This is a genomic window from Thermoplasma sp. (genome assembly GCF_023256435.1).
Lineage (GTDB): Archaea > Thermoplasmatota > Thermoplasmata > Thermoplasmatales > Thermoplasmataceae > Thermoplasma.
Genome location: NZ_JAGDXM010000027.1, coordinates 1 through 26,674, shown reverse-complemented (window position 1 = coordinate 26,674; position 26,674 = coordinate 1). Strand labels below are relative to the sequence as shown.

Below are 26,674 nucleotides of genomic sequence, written 5' to 3'. Positions count from 1 at the left end.
TACGGATATACTCAGGGCAAACGTTGTATTGTAATATCCACGAAGGTATTTTCGGATTGCACCTCCATACCTTTATAATCGCTTATAAATATTATATAATGCATATAAATATTTCAATCAGAGGCGCTGTACATCGCATGGCTGAAGCTGTTGGGACTTACAGCTTCCAGCAAGCTCGTAACTCCTCTTTAAAAGCGCATATCCATATCGCATTGAAACAGCAATTGAAATTTATCTTCTTGATCGGAATAATTAAAATATAAAGCGCCGCGGGGGAGATTCGAACTCCCGATCCACAAGGGAACCAGCTCTCAAGGCTGGCGCCGTACCGCTGGGCCACCGCGGCAAATTATCTTCTTAACCTGCCGTTTGACCTTATGGAAGGCCTGCTCTTGCTGGAACCCTTCCTACCAGTCCTGAGACCTCTTACCTTGTAACCAGCAGAGGTAAGCCCCCTATAAACACGGCCCTTGTTCTGTGGCTCAGATATCCATGATATGTGCATGTCGTTATACACGTTGGGATGGGATCTATCGACGAGTATGACTTCAAAGTATTTGTAAAGTCCATCCTCACCGACATAATAGGAATTGAGGACTTCCATATTTGGGTATTTGTCCGCTGCTCTCTCCTCTGCTATCAGCTTGAGGCTCTTCTTCCTCGTGAGCTTGTTGTAGGCTAATCGTCTTGGTCTTCTGCCGCCCATTATCTTTTCTCTGTTGCTTCCACCACGCCTAACGCGTGATCTGACAACTATGAATCCATCCTTGCTCTTGTATCCAAGCGATCTGGCCCGGTCAACACGTGTCGGATGATCCACTCTTACTATGGCCGGACCATGCCTCCACTCTATCATCCTCTTTTTCTCTAAATCGTAGATCTCGGATTTCTTTAAACTTTTCCATTCGTTACGTACAGCCTGATATAGACCAATGGATGACATTGAATTCCCCTTGACTTTACCCCTAATCAATCCGGCATTATATAAGTTTGCCCATGTTTGTTGGCATCCAGCCAAACCAATTCATAACCGGATTGTATAATATCCGATCTCAACGTATCATCCTTGTGCCTGATATGTCAAATGATGTTCTGACCACGAAATTTGATATTCTCATGAGTCTCTTCTGAAGACTGTTAAGATTTTCCGGCCTGCACATGACCAGGACAAACCCCTGAGATCCTCCGCCCATAAGCCTTGCCGCCTGCGCTCCACCAGAGAGCGCCATGCCTATGATCCTCTCGATACGATCGTTTGTTATCCTGGAACCCAAAGATTTCTTTATCTCCCACCCCCTATTTATCTGATGGGCAAACTCTCCCATATCATTGTTGACCACAGAATCCCTCAGCTTCCTTGCCACATCTTTCATCTCGAGGAGTTTCCTGTCCGTTTCCTCGTCACCCATCTCGGACGCTTTAACCTGCTCCATCAAAACCTCTGAGCTCTGCCTTGTTTTTCCAGTGTAAACCAGAAGTATTCTCCGCTCCAGTTCTCTTGTGAAATCATCATAACGGCCCAGGTCCTCCCTCTTCATTCCGTCATGGTCAAATTCCATGTACTTGAAGCCGCCAAAAGCTATGGCATAGGGATCCTGCTTCCCAAGAAGAACATGGAAATGATCCCTTTCAAGTCTATAAGATTCCTCAGCCAGCGCCGCCCTGTCCACGTTTCTTCCGGTTATGGTATTAACAAGATTCATGAGCGCCGACACTGCCGCGCTGGAGGATCCAAGACCGGATCCGGGAGGAGCATCGCCGGACATTATCACACGGCCTGTACGTATACCTGAATCGCTCAGGAAGTCTGCCATCATCTTTGTGACGCTCACTGGTCCGTGCATGTTCACTATATAGCTTCTCACGAAATCCCTTGAAGATAATTCTAGCTGGTACTCGTCCTCTATATAACGAACGGATACTCCTCTATCTATGGTTGCGTTGACAACAGCACCACCGTATTTTGATAGAAATGGCTCAACGTCAGTGCCGCCGCCGCCGAACGTTATGCGAAGAGGGCTGTATGAGATATACACCCCAGATAATTCAAATCCGGATTATTAAACTCTTGCCGGATCAGCTGACCTTCCGCAAAAAAGAATAACCGGTAAAAGTTGCCTGTATGATGATGGCATACAGATCAATAGGATCGACTGCATATCCAACGATTGGTGTTGTTCTGCTAGGTGGAATAGCAAACCCTTTGACAAGAACGCCACTGCACACATCCGCTGGAATCGCCTACAGCGATTCATGCGGATCCATAAGGTCTGAGACCAAAATATACCGAGATGAAAGCATGCACATATTCTTCAACGGAGTTGAATCAACGGATGAAAACAGATCCGTAAGACGTGTGCTTGAAAGATATTCAGACGTCTTTGAAGGCGCATTTGGATCGAAGATCGTATCTTATTCTTCCAACAACTTCGGTATCCTGAGCGGCAGCTCTGATGCCGGTGCAGCCTCAATCGGCGCTGCTATAATGGGTTTGAAGCCGGATCTCGACCCTCATGACGTTGAAAATGATCTCCGCGTGGTGTCAGAAAGTGCTGGAAGAAGTCTTTTTGGAGGGTTCACCATAACCTGGAGCGATGGATATCATGCGTACACAGAAAAAATACTTGGAAACGAAGCATTTTCTGGGTATTCCATTGTGGCCTTTGCATTTGATTATCAGAGAAATCCCTCTGACGTCATTCACCAGAATATAGTGAAGAGCGATCGCTACGATGCACGAAGAAAGCACGCAGACGAACATGCGCACATGATGAAGGAATATGCAAAAACAGGCGATATCAAGGGTATATTTGATCTGGCGCAGGAAGATACCGAGGAATACCATTCCATACTCCGCGAGGTTGGCGTCAACGTCATAAGAGAAAATATGCAGAAGCTGATAAACTATCTGAAAATTCTCAAAAAGGAGTACTGGAATTCGTATATAGTCACAGGGGGCAGCAATGTCTATGTTGCGGTGGAAAATGAAAATGTGGAAAAGTTGATGGCGCTGGAGAACACCTTCGGATCAAAGAAAAAACTCCTCCGAGTGGCTGGCGGTGCATGGAGCAGAAGGCCTGAGTGAAGCTGCATCATCCGAATATCATTTCAGACAGATCATTGGGGAAATCCATCACCTTGATGTATTTATCGCCGGGGATCTCCGCAGTTGTGTAGGCAGACCTGAACGGATATTGCACCTCTCTGTCTGTGAAAAAATACTGACCGCCAAGATCAGAGAATGTCCTGCATGATTCATTGTCTGTATACGGCATAACAATGTTCTCCGTCACTTCAAAGAATTCACGAAGCCTCTTTCCTGGCACACCCGGATCTATGACCACCAGAAGCGCACCGGCCATTATTGTATCGATCACGTCGTTGATCCTCTCAGACATGTTCAAAACAACGATGTCGAACATGTGTGAAAGATATGTGTATTCTGCCGTATTTATCACATGGTGATCTATCGCATCGTAGTCTATCACGAAAACCTGATCCGAACCGAGAATGCTTCTGACTGCTTCCGCATCTGATCTCCCATGCCTTATAGTGAGTGTATGTATCTGCAACTGTACATAATACATAATATCAAATTTATAGTTTTACATGAGAACCAATCTCAATGTAAATTTTATCTGCTCAAATAAATTTTTTATTCTCAATCCAATATTTCAGGTATATTTTAAATATACATCCTTGAATTATTAAAACAACCTTATCCATAAAATTCCAAAAAGATTATATATCATGCACTCGTATTAGTAGTAATGTTCGAGATTCCCAGACCTTACCTGCTGAAATTCGAGAGGATCGCTGTACCGATGGCCGAGGGGAGAAGTTCCAGGAGGGTCCTGCATATTGCTTTCTCCTTTGCAAGTGCGATGGGTTCTGAGATAACAGCCATAACGGTCAGGGATCAGGCAAAGGACATGATGTGGACCAATAAGATAACTGTGGTTACAAATGCCTATAAAGAAGGGTTGAACAACAACATAAAGGTGATACCGAAGATTCTGACAAGTTCAGACGTGAAATCTGCCTTAGTTGAGGAACTGAACAGGCATTCCTACGATATGGTCATCATCGCCTCTGAGAAGAGATCCATAATAACACGAATAACGTCTGGGCCTGTATCTAACTATGTGATAAAGAGATCGAACATACCAACGGCACTGGTGTCCGTCAAGACGCAGAATTTCCCATACAAGACGATATACATTCCCCTAAGCGAATCCGTCAACACACGTGGATCTGTGGCCTTCGGACTTTTCCTGAAGAAGGTTACCGGGGCAAAGGTCATATTCTCCGACCTAAGGGCATTCGATCAGAATCCAACTCACAAGTTCAGCTATATCTTCGATTATATGAATGAGATCGTGGAGAACTTCGGTGGGAACATAACAATGAAAAAAGGAGGCACAAGCAGCGATCTGAAGGAATCAATACTCACTGAAGCATCAAACTCCGAGGCTGACGCACTGATACTGGGAGTAAGGGCTGGACCGAACGGAAAGATAAGAGTCAGCAGTGAGATAAAGGATCTCATGAAAACGGGAGAGTTCGACAGCATACTCTTCAAAAAATGATGATCAGATCTGTGATTGCTTTATATAGCCATCGTGCAGGAGGAATTCTATGATGTTGACATTCAGCCTAACCACGTTCACATAGTAAGAACCGAAAAACGGAAAGTTCTGAACCTTGCTCCTGTTAACCATAGAATGCAGATAGGAATAAAGATACTTGACCGAAAGATTGGTTATATTGTGCAGCGCTATACTTATTCTTGGTATCTGTATGATTGCACCCTGCAGGGGTATATCCGGATCAAGCCCGGATCCGGAGTACGATATCATGGCGTATGGTATCTCGCTTATGTTAACTCCTGGGTTCTCCTTCATGAACTGATGGAGATACTTTTCCGTCAGGTTGAGCATCTGCGGATTTCCCAGCGAATAGTCATAAGCGCCTGATTCACTCAGATTGTAGTCTATTGCAGACGGCCTCGGCTGGAAAAAGAAGGAGGAATTGAAGGCCTCTGCGAGGAGATAGCTCCCGTATATGTGACCGTCTATCTTCACTGGCTGCCCTTCAGACTGGAACGGGAGCGTATGTTCAGTAATGAGGGAAGTAACCGTAGGATACACAAACCCTAGTATGAAGAGGAAGAGAACTGCAAATACCAGCGCCTTTACATATGACTTCACCACATCACCCCCAACGCAACCAGAGTCATATAGATCAATTTTATCGCTATGAACGGCACAACAATCCCGCCAAGACCGTATATGAGTATATTCCTCTTCAGAAGATCTGTTATGGATGTAGGCTTATATCTGACACCGCCCAGTGCAAGAGGTATCAGAAATACTATTATTATTGTGTTGAAAATCAGCGCCGACGTTACGGCCAGTATCGGATTTGTAAGATCGAGTATGTTAACTAGCGACAGGCTTGGGAACATATAGAATATGGCCGGGATTATCACGAAGTATTTTGAGACGTCGTTTGCTATGCTGAATGTGGTAAGCGCGCCCCTGGTTATCAGTATCTGTTTGCCAAGGAATATCACGTCCATGAGCTTCGTTGGGTTGCTGTCCAGATCGATCATGTTTGCTGCCTCCTTGGCGGCCTGTGTTCCGTTATTCATGGCAAGCCCAACATCAGCCTTGGCTAATGCCGGAGCATCATTAGTTCCATCTCCAACCATGGCCACCATCCTCTGCCTTTCCTTCTCCCTTATGACCAAATTGTACTTGTCTATAGGCTTGGAATTAGCTATGTATTCGTCAAGGCCGACCTGGGTGGAGATATACTGAGCCGTAACCTCATCATCACCTGTGCACATCACGGTCTTTATGTCCATATTCCTTATTTCCGATATCCTCTCCTTTATGCCGGGCTTGATAAGATCCTGAAGCTCTATAACACCAGCGAAACGGCCATTGTGCACAACAGGAATTGCTGTGCCTCCCCTCATGGATATCTCCTTGCACAGAGCCTCTATGAATTCATCAGCAACGTGGAACTTTTCCTTCAGGGCACGGAGCGAACCCTTTATTATATAGTCATTGTCCGATTCCAACCCACTGTATTTGGTCTCGGACGAGAACGGGATGAAGGAATAGCCTTTCAGGTCTTCCTCCGTCAGATTAACACCGTTCATCTTGGCAAGAGCCATTATTGATATGCCCTCCTTGGTCTGATCGTAATATGAGGCCATGGCACAGAGCCTGTAGAACTCCATCTCATCCACACCCTTATTGGGATACATCTTTACGGCCTTGCGTTCGCCTATGGTTATTGTTCCCGTCTTGTCCAGTATTATGGTATCTATATCTCCAGCATTTTCAATGGCTCTTCCGCTCTTGGCTATTATATTGTACTGCGATACCTTATTTATAGCGGCTATTCCTATGGCGGGCAGGAGTGCGCCTATGGTGGTGGGAATCAACGCTATAAGGAGAACGATCAGCATCATGATGTTTGCTGTCCTGCCATAGTAATGAGAGATCGAGAATATTGACGCAGTTATTATAAGGAATATCAGCGTCAGGCCTGAAAGAAAAACGGTGAGCGCTATCTCATTTGGCGTACGCTCCCGTGTTGCCCTGTTGACAAGATCTATCATCTTATCTATGAAGGTGCTTCCCGGATCTGCGGTAGCCCTTATCTTAATCTTATCCGTGACAAGCCTCGTGGATCCTGTGACGGTATCGCCAAGAACCTTCATTACGGATCTTGATTCTCCAGTCACATTTGATTCGTCAACGTAGCCTGAACCCTCAACTATCTCTCCATCAATTGGTATTATTTCATCCCTGTAAACTACTATTATATCTCCCTTTCTGAGGTCTGTCGACTTCACATCCACTATATTGCCGTCCTTGACTACATGCGCCTTGACCTCTGTTTTGAACTTCTTCAGCGAATCCGTTATGGCTTTGCTCTTGCCCTCGGATATGGCGGTGCTCATGCTGGAAAAGAACACCGTGAGAAACAGTAGTATAACCACCGCAAGATAGAACTGCATGTAGGTTGCTGAAGAAGGTACTCCAAAGAATCCTGGAAATACGTACACGAATACTGAAACGAAGAGAGATACCTCTGTTAGAAACATAACCGGATTGTGTATTATGATGTCCGGTCGCATATTTTTCATTGTGAGTATGAACTCTTCGTAAATTTTCCCAAGATTCAAATCATCGCCCCCAGCATCAGATTGAAATCATGGGCCCATGAGAGCAGTGGCCCAAGCACAATAATTGGGAAATAGGACAAAAGCCCTATGAGAACCATGGCCGCTATGAGCAGAATGCCGAATATCCAGTTGCTGGTGTTTATGGATCTATAATACTGGGCCTTGGCCTTTTTCACAGAGAAAGATTGGGCTATTGCGAGCTGGAAAGCGATCAGCAGATATCGCCCAAGCAGCATGAGCACGCCATCAATGTAGTTGAAAAACGGCTGATTTGTGTCGAAGCCACCCATCTCTGAGCCATTGTTCGAAGCCGAAGTTGCGAACTCGTAGAGCAGCTCCGTTATCCTTGAGGAGTATGGATTCACAAATGTTGACATCAGGTGGGGGATCATCAGTGTTATTCCTAGCGGTATGACTACAAGCAGCGGATGTGTTATGAGCGACAGGGTCGAATACTTGATCTCCTTTGATCCTATTCTGAGGCTCATAAGCTCTGGAAGCTTACCGACCATCAGCGAAGCTATGAAAACTGTGAAAATTATATACATGAATATGTTGAGAACGCCTGTACCAACGCCTCCAAGAGGATCGTTCAAGAGAAGACCTATGAGTACGCCGATTATACCTGCCGGTGTGTATGAAACCAGTGCTGCATTTGATGCACCTGTGGATGTGATCGTCGCACCTACGGCGAATATCGTGCTCTGCGATATGCCTATAGCCGTCTCCTTACCAACCATATTGCCCGTGTAGTATCCTATATGGAGGAATGGCACTCCGACAAATTCTCCAAAGAATGAAAACAGCCCCTGAAATATGAAGAAGAACATTATGACCCAGTATAGCATCTGACCGAATTTCCGATCACCGAACACTATACCGAGGGAGAGAAGCGATGCCAGAGGTATGATGACGAATGATACGAATTCCACAAGATTCGTGAACCAGTCTGGATTCTCAAATGGAAATGCAGCGTTCGCACCATAAAAACCACCGCCATTGGTGCCGATATTTTTTATCGCCTCAAGCGTGGCGACTGGGCCCAGCGGTATGTTGTATACCTTGTTTGTGATAAACGCATTCACGGTTATGTATCTCTGCATGGTTTCCGGTACGCCCGCCAGGATAAGTATAACGGTGACTATGATGGTCAGCGGGAGGATTAGGTCAAAAATTGATACAAGGAAGTCATGATAGAAGTTGCCTATCTTCCCTGTGTCCGTTCTAATGCCTCTGACGAATGCCATTGAGGCTGCGAATCCCGTTCCCGCGGATAGAAACATCAGACCCGTAATGACGAAAGTCTGACTAAAGTATGATAATCGCATAGGATTTGAATAATGTTGCAAATTTGTATTCGTGAGAAAACTCACGACCGTGTTGAAATCCAGCGAAGGCGACATACCGAGGGAGTCATAAGAGAATGGCAGATAATGCTGAAACATTATAACAAGAAAAGATATGAGACCTGCAAAGAAATTGAAAAGAAGAAGGTTGAGAAAATATTCCTTGAAATCCATAGAATGTTCAGGCGATTCGCCTATGATTCTTTCAAAGAAGCCGATCGTCCCTCCAGTTATCTTGGAGAACACGTTTTTCTGATCAGAGTATATTCTTGCTATGTGGAATGAGAGGATGTAGGCAAGCAGCGAGGCTATGAGAAGATATATAAGTATTATAATGACACCTGACACAGCTCTTTCGGCGACAAAGAATTTTGCCCAGAAGTAAGCTTCATATTCAATCAAATTCATATTTTTTCTGCCTCTAATATTGTGTAGATCAGATATATTGCCATGATGAGAACCAATACTGAAAGCAATACGATTGAGGCTTCCATTTTTCAGTTTAATTCTATAAACATATTAATAATTTACTATGTGCATTTGAGTTTCTAAAAGATCAAGTACCAAATGAATCAGAACGATGCTTTACTAACATAGAATCTTTCGAATTTTCGAAATTTGAGAAGATTGCTTCACAAAAATTTTGATGCTTTTCTTCTTAATATTCTAGATTCTCTTGGCAACATATGGTCCAAGATCCTCATAACCTCTCTTTCTGAAATACTCCCTGACCCCTATGCCGGATATGACCAAGATGCGATGCAAGCCTTCTTCCAAAGTGATTCTTTCAGCTTCCTGAACAAGACCTGTTCCAAATCCACGATGCTGCCACTCGTCTTCCTCGTGCTTTCCCACCGGCACCTCGTATCCGAACACCTTTAGCTCACGTATGATGCTTGAACCGCTTACTTCCTGCCTGTGTGCTTTATCTGAAGGTATCCTTAGGCGAACGAAACCAACGATCCTGTTGCTCTCAGTGACATAGGATATGAAGTATTCCCTTCCGCCACCTGCGTCATAGCGTTCTACCTTCAGATTGATGGCTTCATTCTTAGCGTTGTGGTGGCCTATCTCTCTGAACCTGATTTCGCCGGTTTCAATACCCTCATCCTTCATTCTCTTCTCTATCAGGTTCCTTATATCCGATCTCTTTACACCAGCCACTATAAACTGCACCGGTATATCACGCTGTATTCTCTGTACCCTTATCCACTCTGGCATCCTTCGCATGAATTCCACTATAAGCTCAACAGTCTCATTTGTCGTGTATGGCCTGTATCTGCCGTTCTTCCACAAGTTGTACAGACCGGTACCCTTTGTGACCAGCGTTGGATATATCTTCAGCATGTCAGGCCTGAATCTTGGATCGCCTATCATCAGTTCAAAAGATTTCAGATCAAGATCTGGATTCGATCCGTACATACCTGGCATTATATGATACACTATCTTCAGACCGGCATCCCTGGCCAGCTGAGTGGATCTTGCTATATCATTCACGGTGTGCCCTCTATTGTTCATCGCCAGTACATTGTCATTTATGTTCTGGACGCCGAGCTCCACCTTCGTTGTCCCATAGCTAAGTGCCAGATCTATTTCACGCTCGAAGAACCAGTCCGGCTTAGTCTCAACCGTGAGACCTATGCACCTGTGCCTGCTGGTCTCGTTTATCCTTATGGATTCATCTAGGTTATTTCCTATAACTCCATTCATGGCGTCCAGACAGCCCTTCACAAAACCCCTCTGGTATTCTGTATCTCTTGCCGTGAACGTTCCTCCCATTATTATGAGGTCTATCTTCGATGTGTCATGTCCTATGGTCTCAAGCTGTTTTATCCTGCTGAACGTCTCCATATACGGGTCATATGCGTTGTTTCTTCCTCTTAGCGCCGCAGGTTCATATCCTGTATAGGATTGAGGAGAGTTATTGTCTATTCCACCTGGACAGAATATGCATTTGCCATGGGGACATCTTTCTGGTGAGGTCATAGCCGCAACCACTGCCACTCCCGATATGGTTCGAGTGGGTTTTCTCCTGAGGATTCTCTTCACATTATCGTCGAAGCTTGATGAATTCAGGATCTCTACATCGCTTGGAATATAGTCCAAGCCGTATTTTTTTGAGAGCTTCAGTTTGACGTCCTCAAGCTCATCCTTATCGCTGATCTGCCCAGAAAGAAGGACAGATCTCATCTCCTCGAAGAAACCCATGATTGGCTTATTCAATATGGATAGTTATTGTTTTCTATATTTCATGTCTGTATGATGGAATCAAATTACGTCGAATAATGACACACCATGGTCAGATGTAATCGAATAGAAATAATGATATAAGATCAAAAATTTTTGAGGATCATATATTTTAGAAAAATTAATTAACATCTTATGTCATATATTCTGATGATCACATGTCAGACAATTGGGTGAGAACCCCAGAAGCTTTGATCCTTTTAACTCTTGTACTATGGATATTGAACAGCGTAGGGTATCTCAAAATCCCAGTTGGTGGAGGCACCTATTTTAACCTTGGATACACATCTGGACTCGTATTTCTTCTCATAGCCATGTGGTTCTTATTCGTTCTGCGAGGAAGAAGTCCAGGCCATCATGATCCTGAAAACTGATCTCATAACTCATTTATAATGCACACTTTTATTAACAAACGTTCTGAATGTATCCGCCGGATATCGATCATGAGCCGTTTTTTATGATCATTTCTATATCTACTCCTCGGATTCCAGAACTTATGAAAAACATTTTTAACATAACGCGCTATACTCACGAAAATGCAGATAGAAACCGAGGATCCGCATGAGACCATAAACAACTACAAGGCAAGGATAGATGAAAGGATATCAAGGTTCTTCGACAGGAAAGAAGCGGAGACAAAGGACGAACTTTCACGCAGAGTCATAAGGATGATAAGAGATTACACCGAGGGCGGTGGAAAGAGGCTCAGGCCCATATTCCTTATACTTGGCTATAGGTTATTCTCCGATGAAAATGATGCCATATTCGATGCCTCCATATCGATAGAGCTTGCACAGTCCTATCTTTTGATACATGACGATGTGATCGATGACAGCGACCTCAGGAGAGGCAGACCCAGCATGCATATAAGGCTCTGGAGATCATTCTTCCCTGCATCTGAAAAGGGAAAGAAGCTGGGTGAAGGTCTCGCTATAGTTGCTGGAGATCTGGCCGAGAGTTATGCCCATGAGAGCCTCATCACGTCCGGGTTTGATCCTGAACTGCTTCTCATGGCCGACATGGAACTGACCAAGACGATAGAGATGACAGGCTATGGGCAGTTTCTCGATGTTATCTCTGGAACCATGGACGACTTTAAGGAGGGCGACCTCATAAGACTGCACCTCTGGAAGACAGCTAAATATACTCTTGAAGGACCACTTGCTATGGGTGCGCTGTTGAGCGGTAAGCACGACCAGATCATGGATCTCAGACTGTTTGGAAGGACCCTTGGAATAGCCTTTCAGCTGAAGGACGACATACTCGGTCTCTTCGGTGATGAAAACACTACAGGCAAATCGATATACAGCGATGTGAATGAGGGGAAACGAACGCTGCTGATGATAAAGGCCATGGAGTACTCCGACAGAAAGGACGCCGAGTTCATAGATCGTATTCTGAGGAGGGGAAACGTGACTCCGGAGGAATTCAATAGAATAAGGAGTATCGTCATGAACAGTGGATCCTATGATTATTCTGTCAAGTTGATGGACAACCTTGTGGCCAAGTCAAAGGAATACCTCGGAAGGATAAGGGGGAACAATAACGTTAAAACCTATCTGGAGTGGCTATCGGGCTATCTCATATCAAGGGATTACTAATACCGTGGCCTGTGTCTTGTATACATCTCCCTAAGGGCGGAGTCGTTAAGATGCGTGTATATCTGAGTTGTGGCCACGCTTGCATGCCCCAGTATCTGCTGTATGAACCTTATATCGCCGCCGTTCCTTAGGACTGAGGTGGCGAATGTGTGCCTGAGCACATGCGGTGTCACATTTTTCTGTATTCCTGCCTGCTTTCCAAGACGCCTTATCATTCGCTCTATGGTGGACGTATCGTATTTTACATGCTTATTGCTTATGAATAGATAGTCATCAGCGCTTTCCATGGATAGCCTTTCATCTAGATATTCACTTAGCGCCTTGACGCACTCCTCTGACATTATCACGATTCTGTCCTTATCACCTTTACCAGATCTGACGTTTATGACGGCCTCCTGAAGATCCACATCGCTTATTCTAAGATTGCACAATTCGCCAACCCTTATGCCAGTATAGGCAAGAACCGAGACTATCGCATGCATCCTACGATCCGCCTTTGACTCATCTATGAGGCGTTTCGCTTCATCCTCCGTTAGATATACAGGGATATGCATAGGCCTCTTCGGGGGCGTCAGATTCACTGGAATCTTCAGATCCAGAGATTTATAGAATAATTTCACCGCCTTTATGGCAAGATACTGGCTTGTCTTTGAATACTTCAACTTAACCGCCAGATAGTTCTTGTATCTCTCGATATCCATTGGCGTAACCTCTGAAGGATCTTTCCTCATGAATTCTAGGAACTGACCCACAAGAAACCGGTACTCCTTTATGGTGTATCTGCTCTTTCTCTCACCTGTCATGTATTCAACGAATTTAGCCAGATATTCTCCGGATTCTGCAGGCATCAGTGGTTAATATGCCGCATGAATATTAATAGATATGCCTATTGGGTATCCCTAGCATGTGGTGTTCTCATATACCTAGAAAATACCAAATTTTTTATAACCATTTAAAATGGCGATGCGATGCTTGTTTCTCCTTCAATCGTGGCTGCCTCGCTTTCGAAGATACAGGATCAGGTCAGAGAATGCGAAAACGCCGGATCATTCTCATTTCACCTAGACGTTATGGACGGCAACTTTGTCCCAAACATTACAGTAGGCCCAGATTTCTATGATTTCTTAAAGGGAATCTCAAGGATCAGAATAGAGAGCCACCTAATGGTGATGCGCCCGGATCTCTATTATAAGAAATTCGGAAGAGCTGGTGATCTGGTCTACGTGCATTATGAAAGCCCAATAAATGTACTGGCTCTTCTAAAAAGAATGAGGGATGAAGGGGTTGATGCTGGGCTCGTTATAAATCCAGATACGCCATTCCAGAAGGTATCGGATCTGCTAGAATACGTTCAGGTTCTCCTTATAATGTCGGTGTATCCCGGTTTCTCTGGCCAGAAATTCATTGACGTATCTGATAAGATCCATGACGCTTCAAAATATATAAAAGAGAACGGCTTCAAAACCAAGATAGAGGTTGATGGGGGCATCAACGACAACACTGCAAGGATAGTCAAGAACGCAGGCGCTGACATCGTTGTATCTGCTTCATATATATTCGGTGGAAACATAACTGAAAGGATCAGGATCCTCTCATCGATATGAGTATCCTGCCTTCATGATTCTGGTTGTAGAATTTCAAAGCTTCCTGCATCTCCGTAATTTTGAACTCTCTGGCTATCTTAACGCGGAGATCATGCGTTTTCATGAACTCCAGAAGATCCCTAAGATCCAATCTGGTGCCTCCAGTCGATCCTATTATTCTTCTCTCGCCCGTGTACATTTCGGCTATGTCCAGCGTGCCCTCACGGCCTGTGAAGACGCCAAACGTCACCAGCGATCCGCGAACAGACAGATGCTTCAATGACTCCTTCCAGAACAGCGTTCCCAGGGGGTTTATTACAACATCAAATTTCATGCTTTCAGGTATCTTATCCGCCTCGAATACCTCCGTGGCTCCGAATTCCTCGATCCAGTCTTTTCTGGATACTGCGTAGACTTCACATCCCATCATGGATGCAATCTGTACAGAAAACATGCCAGTGTTTCCAGAGGCGCCGAAAACGAGAACTGATTTTCCAGGAGAGCATCCGCCAAGCCTGAGCGCTCTGAAGGACGTAAGGGCCGCTACGCCTATGCTGGCAGCCATCTCATCACTCACGCTGTGTGGAAGCCTGAATACATTCTTTTCCGGAACAACAACCTTCTGTGCATAACCTCCGTTTGAAACGACTCCCCATATACCACCGTTAACACAGAGGTGTTCGTTTCCAGAGATGCACTGTTCGCATGTGCCATCGAATACCCTATTGTAGACGACCACGCGTTCGCCCTTTTTGAAATTTTCACTGTCCTCTGCCACAGTGCCGTACACCTCTGTACCGGGAATATGCGGGAGCGGGTTCAGCTTGTAAACGATCTTACCATTGATGGTATTGTAGTCAACTGGGTTCAGACCAGCTTTCTTCACCTCTATGAGTACCTGACCGCTTCTGGCCTCTGGATCCTCGATGTCTTCTATCTTGAGATTTTCATTTCCAAGTGGTTCATAAACTATGGCTGCCTTCATGCTTGATCATAAACACATGCAGAGATGGTCAATAATTTTTTTGCTGGACATCTGCGTTTATATCTCTGGATTCCGTCATCTGTCTTTTCTTCACGATGAGGTTTATGCTCTCTCCTAGGAGCAGGCCTGCCGTGAAAGATAAAACAGAGTCGATAATGATATTTATGACAAAGCTGTCCGGCAGCACGAATTGAAGGAATATCCTGGCCAAGAAAGATGAGAGCCAAATTATGAATATCACGGGCGATCGCCTGTAATAGAGAACATCTGATCTGTAAAAGAACTGTGCCTGCCCTGCAAATCTGGATCCAAAGACATAGCCAGCCGGTATGAGAAGGAGAATGGAATAATAGAAGAATCTGCCTGCAAAATTGATGAGAACAGCGAAAACGGATAAAATTATATATACGGCAGGCAAACGTACTACCCTCACATTTGAGTATCTTCTGCCATGAAATGCTCTGATGGTTGTACGTATCAATATCAGGGCAATTATGAATAAAATTACTGCTAATCCAGGTATAAACACGCTCCTTAATGTAGATTCCATAAATATAATTTTGTAAATGTTCAAAAAATGAACAATATTTTCAGAATCTTCGCATAATTCTATAGGATATTTTATGGAATATCCATATTAATCCTTGAAGATGATCATCGCACTGTGCGTAAATTTTAGCTTCTCATACTTGAAATGCCGGATACATATCGATCAAATCAAAAGTTGATGTTTCTTCTCCTCAATAAGTCTGTGGGCCATAAATCATATTATAATCTATCAAATAGGTTAACAATACAAGATAAGGTTTAAGTAAATAGTTGAAATGAGGCAAAGAATTTAAGATTCAACTGTAGATTTGCATCATATAGGGCATGAGATGTGACAATACGGTCGGCAAATCATGCCAGCTGAATCCCGATGGTACGGATCCAGGTATGATGCATCAAATGTAAAGGGTGAAATTAATGGCATTTCCAGAAGCGGTTGAACGCCGTCTCAATAAGAAAATTTGCATGCGCTGCTACGCAAGGAATTCGATACGCGCAACAAGATGCCGGAAGTGTGGATATACAGGGCTGAGGCTCAAGAAGAAGGAGAGGTCCGCAGGCAAGTAATGATATGAAGCCACCAAAGGTTGGGATCCTCCTCATGGAGGGTACAAATAACGAAACTGAGGTATTTTTTTCAGTCAGGAGGAGCGGTGGCGATCCTGATTATGTACATGTGAGCGATCTGGCGCATGGAGATAAGTCCATCAGTGAGTACGATGCCCTTATAGTGCCTGGAGGTTTCTCTGCAGGTGACTATATAAGAGCAGGAGTGATATTCGCAGCACGACTTTCATCCGTGGCAGGAAGGGACATAAAATATTTCATTGATTCTGGCAAGCCCTTTCTTGGTATTTGTAATGGTTTTCAGGTGATCATGGAGCTTGGCCTCATAGGGAACAGGGAAGAGATAACGCTAACGAATAACAAATCGGGAAGGTTTGAATGTCGCTACACCTACATGACCATGGTTTCAAATAATCCGATCTTTAGAGATGCGTTCAGTGGTAAAGGATCATTTCAGGTTCCTGTTGCTCATGCTGAGGGCAGGATCGCAGTTTCAGATCGATCAGTCTTGAAAAGGCTTTATGAAAACGATCAGATCCTGTTCAAATATTCAGATCCATCTGGTATAAGCGACGACTACCCATGGAACCCAAATGGTTCTATAGATTCCATAGCATCGCTCACCAATGAACATGGAAATGTAATAGGGTTAATGCCGCACCCAGAACGTATATACTATCCATATCAGGCCATGTACACTGATGCCATGAAGGAAATAGCTACGGGTAAGCTGTTCTACGACAGCCTGATATCCTATCTGAGTGGTAGACATGGATAGAGCCATCTGCGGGAACTTCTATTACAATGGCAAGTTTGACTACCTCGAAGTTATAGTATCAGATGGAAAGATCGCTGAAATAAAGAAAAACGCCGGCAATGTGCCGAAAACAAGGTTTAATGGGGCAATACTTCCCGCATCCACCGATATACATGTGCACTTCAGAACACCTGGTGAGACAGAAAAAGAGGATTTCAGCAGCGGTTCACTTTCGGCCATATATGGCGGTACAACCTATGTTATGGACATGCCAAACAACAGGATACCTGTGACCGAATACAATGCATTCGGGGATAAGCTTGGCGTTATAGATTCAACATCCTATGCTGATTTTTCACTCTATTCTATGGAAACCGGAAACAATGCGCTGCTCATAGACAGGCGGAGCATAGGACTTAAGGTTTATCTCGGAGGTTCGACAAATTCCACCGGGACTGAAGCCATCACCGATGAGGATGTGAAGATGATAAACGATCTCAGATACACAGTCATCTTCCACGGAGAATCAGAACGATGCCTCAGAGCGCACAGAATCGAAGAAAAGAACCTGAGAGATCACAACAATGCAAGGCCCATAGAATGCGAGATTGAAGCTGCAAAATACGTCAGTGATTTGAAGATAGAGAGAAAGATCATGGCCCATGTCTCCTCATCAGATGTTAAAGGCAATTTTTTGAGGGAGGTGACTCCTCATCATCTGTTGCTCAACGATGAGATGCCCCTTGGGTCAATTGGCAAGGTTAATCCTCCGCTCAGGGACAGCGAGACTCAAAAAAAGCTTCTTCAGGATTATGTGGACGGCAAATTCGACATATTATCTTCAGACCATGCACCTCACACCGAAGATGACAAAAGTGATTTTGAATATGCCAAATCAGGTATCATAGGTGTTGAAACAAGGGTACCATTATTCCTGGCGCTGGTTCAGAAGAAGGTGGTACCATTTGAGGTCTTTTACAGAACTGCCATAGAGACTCCACCATCCCTATTCGGTATTAAGAAGGGCAAAATAGCTGTAGGATATGACGCAGACTTCATGGTAGTGGATTTCACCAGAGTTAAACGGATCAACGACAACAGGCTGCATTCTAAATTCCCTGTAAGTCCGTTCAACGGTATGGATGCAATATTTCCTTCGCATGTGATGATGAGAGGCAACTTGGTCATCGATAACTATGAGGACATCTCGGATCCTATGGGGATTTTCATTCCAAAACCTCAAAATGAATGATTCTTCACCCCAAATATAACTGCTTCTATCTTCATCCAATCTGATGTATGGTGTCTGTAGATCCTTGGAATTGACAGATATATTCGTTCTTCGCGGAATATCTCGCCCCGGCTTGAAAATTCTGTCTTAAGAAAGTCTCTGGATCTGGCATTTCCGATGCTGTAAATCCACTTGGATGTTTCGAAGGCTTTGTCTATGAATGATCTGTCTGAGTGCTTTATCACCGATCCGAATGGCGGATTCATTATCCAGGTATCGTATTTTCCAACTACATCTGACACGTCTGAGACGAAGAATTTAACGTCGACGCAGTTCCTACTGGCAACCTCTATGGCCTCAGGATCTATGTCGAATCCAGAAACAGTTCCGGCCCCGAGAAATCTTGCGCCGCAGGCCAGGATGCCGTTGCCGGTGCCTGCATCTATCACAGACTTTCCTGTTATGTTTCCATCGTTGTATATCTCGATCAAAAAATAAGCAGCATTGGAAGCATCCGTTGGATACTGCTCTAGATGGTTCTTAAAATTTGTGAGAGGTTGAAGTTTCTGAAGTAAAATCTCCAGATCACTCTTTATACCCATCAGTATTCAGGCGTGCCTATAACAAGATCGATTATTTCCTTTGCTATTCTGGCAGAGTTTTCCTTGCTTTCTCCCCTTTCAATGAGGAGCCTTTCTATCTTGCGCGTAGCCCTCTGCCTTTTCCATGTCCCGTTCTCATGTGCGGCAAGTACAATGTATTTTGCGATCTCTCTGTCTACGTTTATACCGAATCTCTCTCTGATCTTTATCTGCCATACAGGAACCAGTACCGTCGGAAGGTCACGCAATTCACGGCGTCTTTCGGATACTATGCTGTTTATATCCTTCCTTCGGGCTAAGACCATATACAAACATATGTAGGTTTCTATTAAACATTTCTGTGGACATTTTCATTTCATGGAATTTTACCGGATTGTTATGGATTTTTTTCAGTGTTTCAGCATTACATATATAATAGCATACAGTTAAAATGTTTTTAAAGGATCAAGTTTCTAAAGTGAACTTGGTGTGATGCCCGTTCGCTGTAAATAAAAATCAAGAAGTAACTTCATTGATGTCCTTTATGAGTAAGAAATTTTCCTTTAAAATTTTTCAATTTGGGCAAGTTTCTGTATCATTAGGCCAGAGATGGTGATCTTTTTGCTTCATACAAAGTCCCTATTCTCTGTCAACGACTATTCATCTGAAGTCTCGGCTATCCAGCCGGAGATGCCTCCAAAGGCCTCTACTTTGATCGCACAAGGCCTATTCCCATAAATCTGCAAATTCTTTATTGAATTCTCCCGTTGATAGAAGTTCACGTAATTCTGTCTGAAGAGAGTGTTTTACAGCTTCGCCAGGCCAATAAATTCCAATAAAAATCAATATGAAAGGAGTTTGTAGAGAACTCCTTTCTCTGAGTGCAGCCTGTTTTCGGCTTCGTCAAAGATCACGCTGTTTATGCTGTCTGCCACTCCATCTGTGACCTCAAGCCCACGATGCGCAGGAAGGCAGTGCATAAAGATGTAATCCCTCTTCGCATTCGATACAAGGCTTTCATTTATCTGGTAAGCCTTAAAGGCCTTCTCCTTCTCACCCTTCTTTGATTCTTCACCCATTGATATCCATACGTCTGTGTATATTATGTCCGCATCTCTTGCAGCCTCTACAGGATCGTTTGTTATTGTTATGGTGGATCCATGCTGTTTTGCAACATTTCTGGCCTTCTCAACGAACTCGGACTTTGGTTCGTATCCCTTTGGTGATGCCACATACATATCAGTGCCAAGCAGAGCCGAGCCGAACATCAGGGAATTTGCCATGTTATTTCCATCGCCTATGTAGGAAAACTTCAGATTGGTGAATCTGCCCTTCTTCTCCTTGACTGTCATGAAGTCTGCAACGATCTGGAGTGGGTGCTCCACATCGTCAAGCGCATTTATAACTGGAATGCTTGTGCTTCTTGCAAGTTCCACAACGTTTCTGTGATCATATGCCCTGTAGGCTATAGCGTCCAGGAATCTGGAAAGTACATGACCTGTATCCGATATCGTTTCTCCCCTCCCGAGCTGCATCTCTGAAGGATTGAGATAGACTGCATGGCCTCCAAGCTGATCTATAGCGACCTCTAGGGACGTTCTGGTCCTTGTGCTTGGTTTTTCAAAAATCAGGCCGAGCACCTTATTCTTCAGCGAATCGTAGCTTCTGTATCTGTTCTTCTTAAGCTCAAGAGATAGGTCTATTATTTCGCCGAGATCCTTCTCCATATCAAGTACAGAAAGAATATCTCTCTTGCTCATGCTTATTCCTCCAGAAGCTTCGGTATGTCCTGCGGATAATCGGCAACCTTAACTCCGGCCTCAGCAAACGCCTTAAGTTTGGATTCTGCGGTACCAACTCCACGTTCGATTATCGCGCCTGCATGTCCCATTCTCTTGCCTGGTGGTGCGCTTCTCCCGGCTATGTACGCCACCACCTTTTTCTTCACATGCTTCTTGATGTAATCTGCTGCGAGCTCCTCATTGTTTCCGCCGATCTCACCAACCAGTACTATGCGCTTTGTCTTTTCATCTTTCTCAAACATCTTCAGAACGTCTATGAAGGTAAGCCCAACAACGCGATCACCGCCAAGGCCTATAACGGTGCTCTCGCCCATTCCCGCCTTGGTTACTGCATAGACTATTTCATACGTGAGGGTTCCGCTTCTGGAGGCTATCGCAACATCGCCTTCCTTGAATATGTGATTGGGCATGATGCCTATCTTGCTCTCGAATGGTACGGTTATACCTGGACCGTTCGGGCCAAGCACAGTAATACCACGAAGTGAGGCTTCTCTGACTATCTCCATCGCGTCCTGATATGGAACGTGCTCAGTGAGTATGTATACTATCTTGAGACCATTATCTATAGCCTCGTATGCCGCATCCTTGACGAATGGTGCAGGTACCGATATCATTGTGGCGTTTGGTTCATACTGCATTGCCTCAGACACAGAGTTCACTATGGGTACCTTATCTGCAAACTTCGTGCCTCCCTTTCCTGGAGCGACTCCTGCGACAACCTTTGTCCCAAACTTCAGCATCTCTCCCGTATGAAACGATCCCTGATGTCCAGTTATCCCCTGGACTATTACCTTTGTGTTCTTGTCTATCAAAACCATTTAAAACACCTTCGTGACCCTTTCAATTGCAGGCATCATCTCAGAAAAAGCCTCTATGCCGTTTTCCTTCAATATCTGCCTACCTTCCTCCTCATGTACGCCACTTAACCTAACAACTATGGGTATCTTGATGTCGAATTTTTTCTTGGCATCCACTATTCCCTGAGCAACGGTGTCACATTTTGTAACACCGCCAAATATATTCACCAGAATTGCTTTGGGCTTGGCTTCTAGCACAAGGTCAAAAGCATTCACCACTATGTCGACATTATCAGTTCCACCCAGATCCAGGAAGTTTCTTGGCCTACCCTTGTGCAGCAACAAAGCATCCAGCGTTGCCATGGTGAGTCCTGCGCCGTTCGCAATTACGCCGATATCCCCGTCCAGTTCCACGAATGCGTATCCTTTGCTCTCCGCCTTGAGCTCCAGAGGCGTCTTCTCCGGATCCTTTATGTCGAACTCTCTGTGCCTGAACATCGCATCAGAGTCTATGACAACCTTAGCATCCGCCGCTATTAGCTTTCCGTCGTTTGTCTCCACAAGAGGGTTGATCTCCACCAGCTCCGCATCCTCACCACGATAGACGTTGTAAAGTTTCTTCAGAAGATCCAGAAACTGTTTGGAAAGATCCGGGCTCAGTCCCATAAATGTAGATGCTTCTCTGCCTATGAAATCTGAGTATCCGAGCGATGGATCGATTATCCTCTTAAATATCTTCTCATCCGGAACCGTTTCTATCTCGACGCCACCCATAGCACTTGCGATCAGGGTGGGTGATCTTGCAGACCTGTTTAGCGCAATGCTAACGTAATACTCATGCTTTATGCTGAGCATATCCTCTATGAGAACCTTGGTAACTGTGAGGTTCCTCACCTTTGTTCCAAGCAGTGATTTGACCGCATCCTTAAGTTCCTGATCGGTCTTGGCGAACTTTATACCTCCGGCCTTTCCCCTTCCTCCTAGCAGAATCTGCGACTTTACGGCCACAGGATTTGTGAGCTTTCTGACTTCATCTACGCTTGAAACTACGTACCCGTTAGGTACAGGTATTCCGTACTGACGGAAGATATCCTTCCCCATGTACTCATAAAGATTCAATATACCACCGTACCAGTGATTGCATAATGTCATAATAACGTTTTTCGATTCACTTTTTATATAAAGCTAGGATTAAAGTTCTATGTTTAAATACATCAGCAGATAGCATCAAAACTCTTCTTCTTTATCATGGGTAAAAACAGTACAGAATAGATGAACGGTAAGATGAATATGATGTATGAAAACATCCGGTCGAACTCAAAAAGAAATCCGCCGATAGAGGAACCGATTGAGAACCCGATGGCATAAAATGTTTCATAATAGAATACGCCTACATTGGGAGACGTTGTCGAGGATATGTACGAGAGTATCTTGGAGAAGCCGATTGCCGAGGCAACTGCTATCATCACGACGACTGGGATTATAAGATATATGCTGAGAGATACCACAAGTATCAGGGGAAAAGCGCTCATAATTGCCGTTATGATTGAATAGATCCTCACTGGCATCTTTCTGATGAAGTTTAGCAGGAAAAACACCAGAGCCTGAACGCCAGCGAATAGCGTCTCTATGATCGCTATATCAACGTATGAATATCCATGTAGCTTAAGGTAAGGCACCATCACATAGAAGAAGAAACCGATGGCAATACCGCTGAAAACAAGTGGCAGAATAATTATCACGGATGGCTTTTCACCATGGTTCTTTGTTCCGTAACCTTCTACGGTAGGTGCTAGAAACCCAGCCGCAACGAAAAATATCAACCCCATGATGAACAGCGGCCTGAAGCCGATGTACTGTATTATGGCACCCGCCACCAGTGGAGCAAACACCATGGGAAACCCCCATGATGCAGTGTACTTTTCTGCATTTCCTGTTCCAGAGGCATATCCGAGGTATATCTCCATCGATATCCAGAAAAAAGCCTGGATTATTGAAACAATACCTATGATGTATGCAAAGTTGTTAGCCGAAGAAAACACAAAGAAAAACGTTATGAACCCACTGACCAGAGGTATGATCCTCAGGGATCTTCTGATGACAGAAGCACCGGCCTTCAGGTATAAAGCAGACGCGATGGCGAAGGAAAGGTTAGAAACCATCCCTATGATGCCTATCCTTGTGTAACCTAAGAAATACTTTACGCCTAATAGTGGGAAAGCAAAGCTGATCGTTAGCCAGGCCATCGAAAAGGCCATGCTTGATAACACTATTCTCGTTGAATCCTTCACGCTATCTTACCGCATATTAAGCTGATACTTATGTTCTTTCGAAATGCATCGAAAAATGGAGATCCCTACAGGACTTTATCACAGATAAAATCAAGGAGACGGATTTTCATGAAAAAAAGAATCTTGAAAGATATTTCAATCTTTGAAAACAATGTGCTTCACTCTGAGAGCGGAGAACCATAGCTCTCACCGTTTGCCAGATCGTTTATGGCCTCAACGATGCGAATGACCTCAGCGAAATTGTACGCGGTGAAATCTGCCATGGAAGAAAGAACCGAGTCCAGAGGATTAAAGGCGATGAAAAATGATGAGCATTTCTTCATGGAAAAATCTGCAATGGAATCGCCTATGGATATTGTCTCGGACTCTTTGACACTGAATTTTCTGAGATAGGTTTTGAGGTTCAGATCCTTTCTCGCCGGATCAACGTTTTTCACAAATTTCAGTTCTCTTCCTACCTCCATAACATCATTCGCCACATAACCATCTATATGGTACATTTCGCTCACTTTACGGGCGAAGTTCACCACGCCGGCACTGATTATTACCGATTTTATTCCTGTATCGGAGAGAAAATCTGACATTCTTTGAAAATCATAGGTCACGTCAGCAACATCGAAACTCTGATCCAGATGAGACTTAATGTCAAGGCCGAGAGGGACGCTGAATTTCTTTCCATGCTTTGATATGCTCTGGAATGAATATTTTCTGTTACCTCCTACACCATAGATCCCTGATAACGCAAGCTCCCATGAGTTCCTGTTTTTCAGGATAACGCCGTCCATGTCTAATGCGATCAATTTTATCAATCTGCCACCTCTATATTTGACATTTCCCTTATCTCGCCTGATACTGTCTCAAGCGAACCCTTTGTCTCTGGTATCACTATCAAAGTCAGCAATGATGCAATTATTGCAAGCGAGGTCAGATAATAGAAGGCAAAGCTCTCGCCAAATGCATGAAACATATAGGGGAATACGAACGAGGACATCGAAGCCCCGATCCTTCCGGCTGAGACCGTATATGATTGTATCTGGGATCTTATCTTGGTCGGAGCCAGTTCAACGCCCAGCATGCCAGACGCGCTTATGGATCCAGGCCCAAACTGATTTGCAAAATTCTGCATGCCGTAAAGCATCAGGCCAAGAAACGTGGTCAGCATTGAGTAATCCTTCAGTATTCCAAATGAGAGCAAGAATGCACCCATTAGAATGAAACCAGATACCTGCAACGGCTTTCGTCCCGCCCGGTCTATGAGCGATATGGCCAGTATCCCGCCTGGTATGGTGAATGCCAGCTCCATTATGAACTGAAATATATCCGGTTTGATGCCAAGACCAGATGCGATGAGACTGGGCCCGAAGAGTATGCTTGAATAAGCGATCTGATCATACAGGAACCAGAGTATCATTGCTGTTATATAAAAACGAGAATATTTTTTGAAATAGTACATGAATGAATTCTCATCCCTTATGTTGCCTGAGATCTCCACGTTTTTCTTTGCAACATATCTCACCTCTTCCTCGAAGCTCTCTTTATCGCCAACTATTCTGGCTATGAATCTTGGAGTCTCTGGCATCCTTCTCCTCAGATAAACAACGGCAAGTGCTGGTATCGATCCAGCTGCTAGAACCACTCTCCACAGGATGCTGGAAGCAACAATGGGTGAAAGCACAAGATATACAACGGCAGCCATTGTGGCGCCGAACCCCCACATGAGTCCAAATCCAAACGCAAGAGTCTTTCCGCGATCCCTTGCGTTTGAGTGTTCGGCCATGATCATCGGAGACAGAACATAATCGGCCCCTACACCAAGCCCCAGTATGAATCTGATCACTATCAGGAATATGATGTTAGGCGAAAACGCCTGCATCAATGCTCCTACGCCAAGTATCACAACGTCCAATCCGTAGAATTTCTTTCTGCCTCTCCTTGCCAGCTCTCCAAAGAGTATTGAACCGACTGCAGCACCAATGAGAGCTGAACCTGCCAGCAGGCTTATGTAAAGCACATAATTGGACGAATTTTTGCCAATTCCGTAGAAGGACAGCACCATGAAAAGTACAAGCCCTATCGATGACAGGTCGTATCCGTCTGTAAAGACACCCATTCCCGTCGTTATCATCGATTTGAGATGAAACCATCCAAATCTGTTTTCATCAAGATCTCTGTAAATGTTTGTCATCAAGAGATCGATTTATGAATAAAATATAGACTTTGCTCAAATAATATATATAGATATATAAACTTTCTAATTTATATATAGAAAAGAATCGCGGCAATGAACATACCAAAACCAATACTAAACTCCGGAAATCAAAAAATTCATGATGGAAATATCATTTTAATTATAACCTTGCCCTATGTATTGATTAAAGCTATGCGTTTCATAGTTAAGATCGATGAAAAACACGAATTTTTATACAGCAATAACCTTCAGCAGACTTACATAGAGGCGCAATGCTTATTCTGATGCGTTAACCAAAAAAATGTTGTTATTTTATAAAATAATTTTAAGCATTTATTCCCCTTCAAACATCTCCAGACCAATTGCAGGCGTTGCAGAAAGCATGCCGGATCCGATCTTGAATGCAATGTATATGGTCGATCCCTTGTGGACGTGGTCAAAGGTGAATGCGTACGATCCGGTAGCATTCAGGTAGGCATCTTCGATGATGACAGAAGGTGTGCTGGTTTTAGCTGGCGATGAGGGTGGTGGAGGAGTCGGGGAGGAAGATGTGAGTGGTGGAGGAGGGGGAGGTGGTGGTGGCGGTGGCTACACTGTAGTATCTGCTGTTCAATCAGTAGTTAACAAGACAATCCAAGCAGTTTCTCCTGTTCTGAATATACCTGTAGCTCCAGGAAACCAGCAGTTTGCTTTGCTTATTGAAAACTTCTACAATTACAAACTTGATGGAACTCCGTTGTGGATTTTGCTCACAGCAGCTATTGGTGCTGGAGCTGGATATGGCTGGTATAAGAACAAGAAAAGCTGGTATTGGCTTGCTTTTATCGACTTATTCCTTGTTATTGTGTTCTTTAGTCTTCCAGCAATAGGTGGCTAAAATGGATAAAAACGAAAAACAAGCAATGGGATATGGAATTGTGATGGGAATAATGGTAGGGCTAGCGG

The 26,674-nt window shown here is 44.2% G+C and carries 27 protein-coding genes and 1 tRNA gene; 9 read left to right on the top strand and 19 right to left on the bottom strand.

What is annotated here, in order from left to right:
* Nucleotides 1-265: 265 nt before the first annotated feature.
* From Q0C15_RS03495 to Q0C15_RS03485, 3 genes are all read right to left on the bottom strand, one after another.
* Nucleotides 266-346: transfer RNA gene (locus tag Q0C15_RS03495), tRNA-Ser, on the bottom strand.
* 3 nt (nucleotides 347-349) lie between these two features.
* The gene (locus Q0C15_RS03490; RefSeq protein WP_110642527.1) at nucleotides 350-934 is read right to left on the bottom strand and encodes a 50S ribosomal protein L15e; all 585 of its coding nucleotides are present in this window, start codon (nucleotides 932-934) and stop codon (nucleotides 350-352) included.
* A gap of 118 nt (nucleotides 935-1,052) precedes the next feature.
* The gene (locus tag Q0C15_RS03485; protein WP_297216206.1) at nucleotides 1,053-2,036 is read right to left on the bottom strand and encodes a kinase; all 984 of its coding nucleotides are present in this window, start codon (nucleotides 2,034-2,036) and stop codon (nucleotides 1,053-1,055) included.
* 86 nt (nucleotides 2,037-2,122) lie between these two features.
* Here Q0C15_RS03485 and Q0C15_RS03480 point away from each other — a divergent pair, with 86 nt between their 5' ends.
* Nucleotides 2,123-3,085 (top strand): mevalonate-3-kinase, encoded by a 963-nt coding sequence (locus tag Q0C15_RS03480; RefSeq protein WP_297216203.1) that lies wholly within the window; start codon nucleotides 2,123-2,125, stop codon nucleotides 3,083-3,085.
* 7 nt (nucleotides 3,086-3,092) lie between these two features.
* On the opposite strand, the gene Q0C15_RS03475 is transcribed toward Q0C15_RS03480, so the two are convergent.
* Nucleotides 3,093-3,572: a hypothetical protein gene (locus Q0C15_RS03475; RefSeq protein ID WP_297216200.1), complete on the bottom strand. Its 480-nt coding sequence runs from the start codon at nucleotides 3,570-3,572 to the stop codon at nucleotides 3,093-3,095.
* 198 nt (nucleotides 3,573-3,770) lie between these two features.
* Between Q0C15_RS03475 and Q0C15_RS03470 the strand changes: the two genes are divergently transcribed.
* Nucleotides 3,771-4,589 (top strand): universal stress protein, encoded by an 819-nt coding sequence (locus Q0C15_RS03470; protein WP_297216197.1) that lies wholly within the window; start codon nucleotides 3,771-3,773, stop codon nucleotides 4,587-4,589.
* A gap of 3 nt (nucleotides 4,590-4,592) precedes the next feature.
* On the opposite strand, the gene kdpC is transcribed toward Q0C15_RS03470, so the two are convergent.
* The 4 genes from kdpC to Q0C15_RS03450 form a co-directional block, all read right to left on the bottom strand.
* Complete coding sequence (gene kdpC, locus Q0C15_RS03465; RefSeq protein ID WP_297216194.1) at nucleotides 4,593-5,210, bottom strand: potassium-transporting ATPase subunit KdpC; 618 nt, start codon at nucleotides 5,208-5,210, stop codon at nucleotides 4,593-4,595.
* Entirely contained in the window at nucleotides 5,207-7,165 is a 1,959-nt protein-coding gene (gene kdpB, locus Q0C15_RS03460) for a potassium-transporting ATPase subunit KdpB (protein WP_367181979.1), read from the bottom strand. Before kdpB ends, kdpC begins: the two co-directional genes overlap by 4 nt.
* 35 nt (nucleotides 7,166-7,200) lie before the next feature.
* Entirely contained in the window at nucleotides 7,201-8,958 is a 1,758-nt protein-coding gene (kdpA, locus tag Q0C15_RS03455) for a potassium-transporting ATPase subunit KdpA (protein WP_297216188.1), read from the bottom strand.
* A 258-nt stretch (nucleotides 8,959-9,216) separates the two neighbouring features.
* A complete protein-coding gene (locus Q0C15_RS03450) occupies nucleotides 9,217-10,758 on the bottom strand; it encodes a tRNA uridine(34) 5-carboxymethylaminomethyl modification radical SAM/GNAT enzyme Elp3 (RefSeq protein ID WP_297216185.1) in 1,542 nt (513 codons plus the stop codon).
* A 197-nt stretch (nucleotides 10,759-10,955) separates the two neighbouring features.
* Between Q0C15_RS03450 and Q0C15_RS03445 the strand changes: the two genes are divergently transcribed.
* Together Q0C15_RS03445 and Q0C15_RS03440 are read left to right on the top strand one after the other, a co-directional pair.
* Nucleotides 10,956-11,171 (top strand): hypothetical protein, encoded by a 216-nt coding sequence (locus Q0C15_RS03445; protein WP_110642439.1) that lies wholly within the window; start codon nucleotides 10,956-10,958, stop codon nucleotides 11,169-11,171.
* 162 nt (nucleotides 11,172-11,333) lie between these two features.
* Entirely contained in the window at nucleotides 11,334-12,398 is a 1,065-nt protein-coding gene (locus tag Q0C15_RS03440; RefSeq protein ID WP_297216182.1) for a polyprenyl synthetase family protein, read from the top strand.
* Here Q0C15_RS03440 and xerA read toward each other — a convergent pair.
* Nucleotides 12,395-13,246 (bottom strand): site-specific tyrosine recombinase/integron integrase, encoded by an 852-nt coding sequence (xerA, locus tag Q0C15_RS03435; RefSeq protein ID WP_110642443.1) that lies wholly within the window; start codon nucleotides 13,244-13,246, stop codon nucleotides 12,395-12,397. The genes Q0C15_RS03440 and xerA overlap by 4 nt on opposite strands.
* Before the next feature lie 120 nt (nucleotides 13,247-13,366).
* Between xerA and rpe the strand changes: the two genes are divergently transcribed.
* Nucleotides 13,367-14,002, top strand: coding sequence for a ribulose-phosphate 3-epimerase (gene rpe, locus Q0C15_RS03430; protein WP_110642445.1), 636 nt, complete (start codon nucleotides 13,367-13,369; stop codon nucleotides 14,000-14,002).
* Here rpe and Q0C15_RS03425 read toward each other — a convergent pair.
* On the bottom strand, nucleotides 13,980-14,966 hold the full coding sequence (locus Q0C15_RS03425; RefSeq protein ID WP_297216177.1) for an alcohol dehydrogenase catalytic domain-containing protein: 987 nt from the start codon (nucleotides 14,964-14,966) through the stop codon (nucleotides 13,980-13,982). The two genes, rpe and Q0C15_RS03425, sit on opposite strands and share 23 nt — an antisense overlap.
* A gap of 28 nt (nucleotides 14,967-14,994) precedes the next feature.
* The gene (locus tag Q0C15_RS03420; RefSeq protein ID WP_297216176.1) at nucleotides 14,995-15,516 is read right to left on the bottom strand and encodes a hypothetical protein; all 522 of its coding nucleotides are present in this window, start codon (nucleotides 15,514-15,516) and stop codon (nucleotides 14,995-14,997) included.
* Between the two features lie 416 nt (nucleotides 15,517-15,932).
* On the opposite strand from Q0C15_RS03420, the gene Q0C15_RS03415 reads away from it, so the two are divergent.
* The 3 genes from Q0C15_RS03415 to Q0C15_RS03405 are packed head-to-tail and all read left to right on the top strand — an operon-like array spanning nucleotide 15,933 to nucleotide 18,091.
* Nucleotides 15,933-16,082 carry a 50S ribosomal protein L40e gene (locus tag Q0C15_RS03415; protein ID WP_010916525.1) on the top strand — a complete coding sequence of 50 codons (150 nt, stop codon included), beginning with the start codon at nucleotides 15,933-15,935 and terminating at the stop codon, nucleotides 16,080-16,082.
* Nucleotides 16,083-16,086: 4 nt separating this feature from the next.
* Nucleotides 16,087-16,860 carry a phosphoribosylformylglycinamidine synthase subunit PurQ gene (gene purQ, locus Q0C15_RS03410; protein ID WP_297216172.1) on the top strand — a complete coding sequence of 258 codons (774 nt, stop codon included), beginning with the start codon at nucleotides 16,087-16,089 and terminating at the stop codon, nucleotides 16,858-16,860.
* Nucleotides 16,853-18,091, top strand: coding sequence for a dihydroorotase (locus Q0C15_RS03405; RefSeq protein WP_297216170.1), 1,239 nt, complete (start codon nucleotides 16,853-16,855; stop codon nucleotides 18,089-18,091). The genes purQ and Q0C15_RS03405 overlap by 8 nt, the downstream gene beginning before the upstream one ends.
* Here Q0C15_RS03405 and Q0C15_RS03400 read toward each other — a convergent pair.
* From Q0C15_RS03400 to Q0C15_RS03365, 8 genes are all read right to left on the bottom strand, one after another.
* Nucleotides 18,079-18,672, bottom strand: a complete 594-nt coding sequence (locus Q0C15_RS03400; protein ID WP_297216167.1) for an METTL5 family protein — start codon at nucleotides 18,670-18,672, stop codon at nucleotides 18,079-18,081. The two genes, Q0C15_RS03405 and Q0C15_RS03400, sit on opposite strands and share 13 nt — an antisense overlap.
* The gene (locus tag Q0C15_RS03395) at nucleotides 18,672-18,977 is read right to left on the bottom strand and encodes a hypothetical protein (protein WP_110642457.1); all 306 of its coding nucleotides are present in this window, start codon (nucleotides 18,975-18,977) and stop codon (nucleotides 18,672-18,674) included. The genes Q0C15_RS03400 and Q0C15_RS03395 overlap by 1 nt, the downstream gene beginning before the upstream one ends.
* 516 nt (nucleotides 18,978-19,493) lie before the next feature.
* Nucleotides 19,494-20,411: an ornithine carbamoyltransferase gene (argF, locus tag Q0C15_RS03390; RefSeq protein ID WP_297216161.1), complete on the bottom strand. Its 918-nt coding sequence runs from the start codon at nucleotides 20,409-20,411 to the stop codon at nucleotides 19,494-19,496.
* 2 nt (nucleotides 20,412-20,413) lie between these two features.
* Nucleotides 20,414-21,271 carry a succinate--CoA ligase subunit alpha gene (sucD, locus tag Q0C15_RS03385; protein ID WP_110642461.1) on the bottom strand — a complete coding sequence of 286 codons (858 nt, stop codon included), beginning with the start codon at nucleotides 21,269-21,271 and terminating at the stop codon, nucleotides 20,414-20,416.
* A complete protein-coding gene (sucC, locus tag Q0C15_RS03380) occupies nucleotides 21,272-22,369 on the bottom strand; it encodes an ADP-forming succinate--CoA ligase subunit beta (RefSeq protein WP_297216155.1) in 1,098 nt (365 codons plus the stop codon).
* A 95-nt stretch (nucleotides 22,370-22,464) separates the two neighbouring features.
* Nucleotides 22,465-23,541, bottom strand: a complete 1,077-nt coding sequence (locus Q0C15_RS03375; protein ID WP_297216151.1) for a hypothetical protein — start codon at nucleotides 23,539-23,541, stop codon at nucleotides 22,465-22,467.
* A 158-nt stretch (nucleotides 23,542-23,699) separates the two neighbouring features.
* On the bottom strand, nucleotides 23,700-24,350 hold the full coding sequence (locus tag Q0C15_RS03370; protein WP_297216148.1) for a hypothetical protein: 651 nt from the start codon (nucleotides 24,348-24,350) through the stop codon (nucleotides 23,700-23,702).
* Entirely contained in the window at nucleotides 24,347-25,726 is a 1,380-nt protein-coding gene (locus Q0C15_RS03365) for an MFS transporter (RefSeq protein WP_297216145.1), read from the bottom strand. Before Q0C15_RS03365 ends, Q0C15_RS03370 begins: the two co-directional genes overlap by 4 nt.
* Nucleotides 25,727-26,216: 490 nt before the next feature.
* Here Q0C15_RS03365 and Q0C15_RS03360 point away from each other — a divergent pair, with 490 nt between their 5' ends.
* The gene (locus Q0C15_RS03360; protein WP_297216143.1) at nucleotides 26,217-26,606 is read left to right on the top strand and encodes a hypothetical protein; all 390 of its coding nucleotides are present in this window, start codon (nucleotides 26,217-26,219) and stop codon (nucleotides 26,604-26,606) included.
* Nucleotides 26,607-26,674 lie beyond the last annotated feature (68 nt).

Bases quoted from the DNA above. Each gene is read 5' to 3' on its own strand.
- Q0C15_RS03480 (WP_297216203.1), top strand. From the start codon at position 2,123: ATGATGATGGCATACAGATCAATAGGATCGACTGCATATCCAACGATT.
- Q0C15_RS03470 (WP_297216197.1), top strand. From the start codon at position 3,771: ATGTTCGAGATTCCCAGACCTTACCTGCTGAAATTCGAGAGGATCGCT.
- kdpB (WP_367181979.1), bottom strand. From the start codon at position 7,165: ATGAAAAATATGCGACCGGACATCATAATACACAATCCGGTTATGTTT.
- kdpA (WP_297216188.1), bottom strand. From the start codon at position 8,958: ATGAATTTGATTGAATATGAAGCTTACTTCTGGGCAAAATTCTTTGTC.
- Q0C15_RS03450 (WP_297216185.1), bottom strand. From the start codon at position 10,758: ATGGGTTTCTTCGAGGAGATGAGATCTGTCCTTCTTTCTGGGCAGATC.
- Q0C15_RS03445 (WP_110642439.1), top strand. From the start codon at position 10,956: ATGTCAGACAATTGGGTGAGAACCCCAGAAGCTTTGATCCTTTTAACT.
- Q0C15_RS03440 (WP_297216182.1), top strand. From the start codon at position 11,334: ATGCAGATAGAAACCGAGGATCCGCATGAGACCATAAACAACTACAAG.
- xerA (WP_110642443.1), bottom strand. From the start codon at position 13,246: ATGCCTGCAGAATCCGGAGAATATCTGGCTAAATTCGTTGAATACATG.
- rpe (WP_110642445.1), top strand. From the start codon at position 13,367: ATGCTTGTTTCTCCTTCAATCGTGGCTGCCTCGCTTTCGAAGATACAG.
- Q0C15_RS03425 (WP_297216177.1), bottom strand. From the start codon at position 14,966: ATGAAGGCAGCCATAGTTTATGAACCACTTGGAAATGAAAATCTCAAG.
- Q0C15_RS03420 (WP_297216176.1), bottom strand. From the start codon at position 15,516: ATGGAATCTACATTAAGGAGCGTGTTTATACCTGGATTAGCAGTAATT.
- Q0C15_RS03415 (WP_010916525.1), top strand. From the start codon at position 15,933: ATGGCATTTCCAGAAGCGGTTGAACGCCGTCTCAATAAGAAAATTTGC.
- purQ (WP_297216172.1), top strand. From the start codon at position 16,087: ATGAAGCCACCAAAGGTTGGGATCCTCCTCATGGAGGGTACAAATAAC.
- Q0C15_RS03405 (WP_297216170.1), top strand. From the start codon at position 16,853: ATGGATAGAGCCATCTGCGGGAACTTCTATTACAATGGCAAGTTTGAC.
- Q0C15_RS03400 (WP_297216167.1), bottom strand. From the start codon at position 18,672: ATGGGTATAAAGAGTGATCTGGAGATTTTACTTCAGAAACTTCAACCT.
- Q0C15_RS03395 (WP_110642457.1), bottom strand. From the start codon at position 18,977: ATGGTCTTAGCCCGAAGGAAGGATATAAACAGCATAGTATCCGAAAGA.
- argF (WP_297216161.1), bottom strand. From the start codon at position 20,411: ATGAGCAAGAGAGATATTCTTTCTGTACTTGATATGGAGAAGGATCTC.
- sucD (WP_110642461.1), bottom strand. From the start codon at position 21,271: ATGGTTTTGATAGACAAGAACACAAAGGTAATAGTCCAGGGGATAACT.
- Q0C15_RS03365 (WP_297216145.1), bottom strand. From the start codon at position 25,726: ATGACAAACATTTACAGAGATCTTGATGAAAACAGATTTGGATGGTTT.
- Q0C15_RS03360 (WP_297216143.1), top strand. From the start codon at position 26,217: ATGACAGAAGGTGTGCTGGTTTTAGCTGGCGATGAGGGTGGTGGAGGA.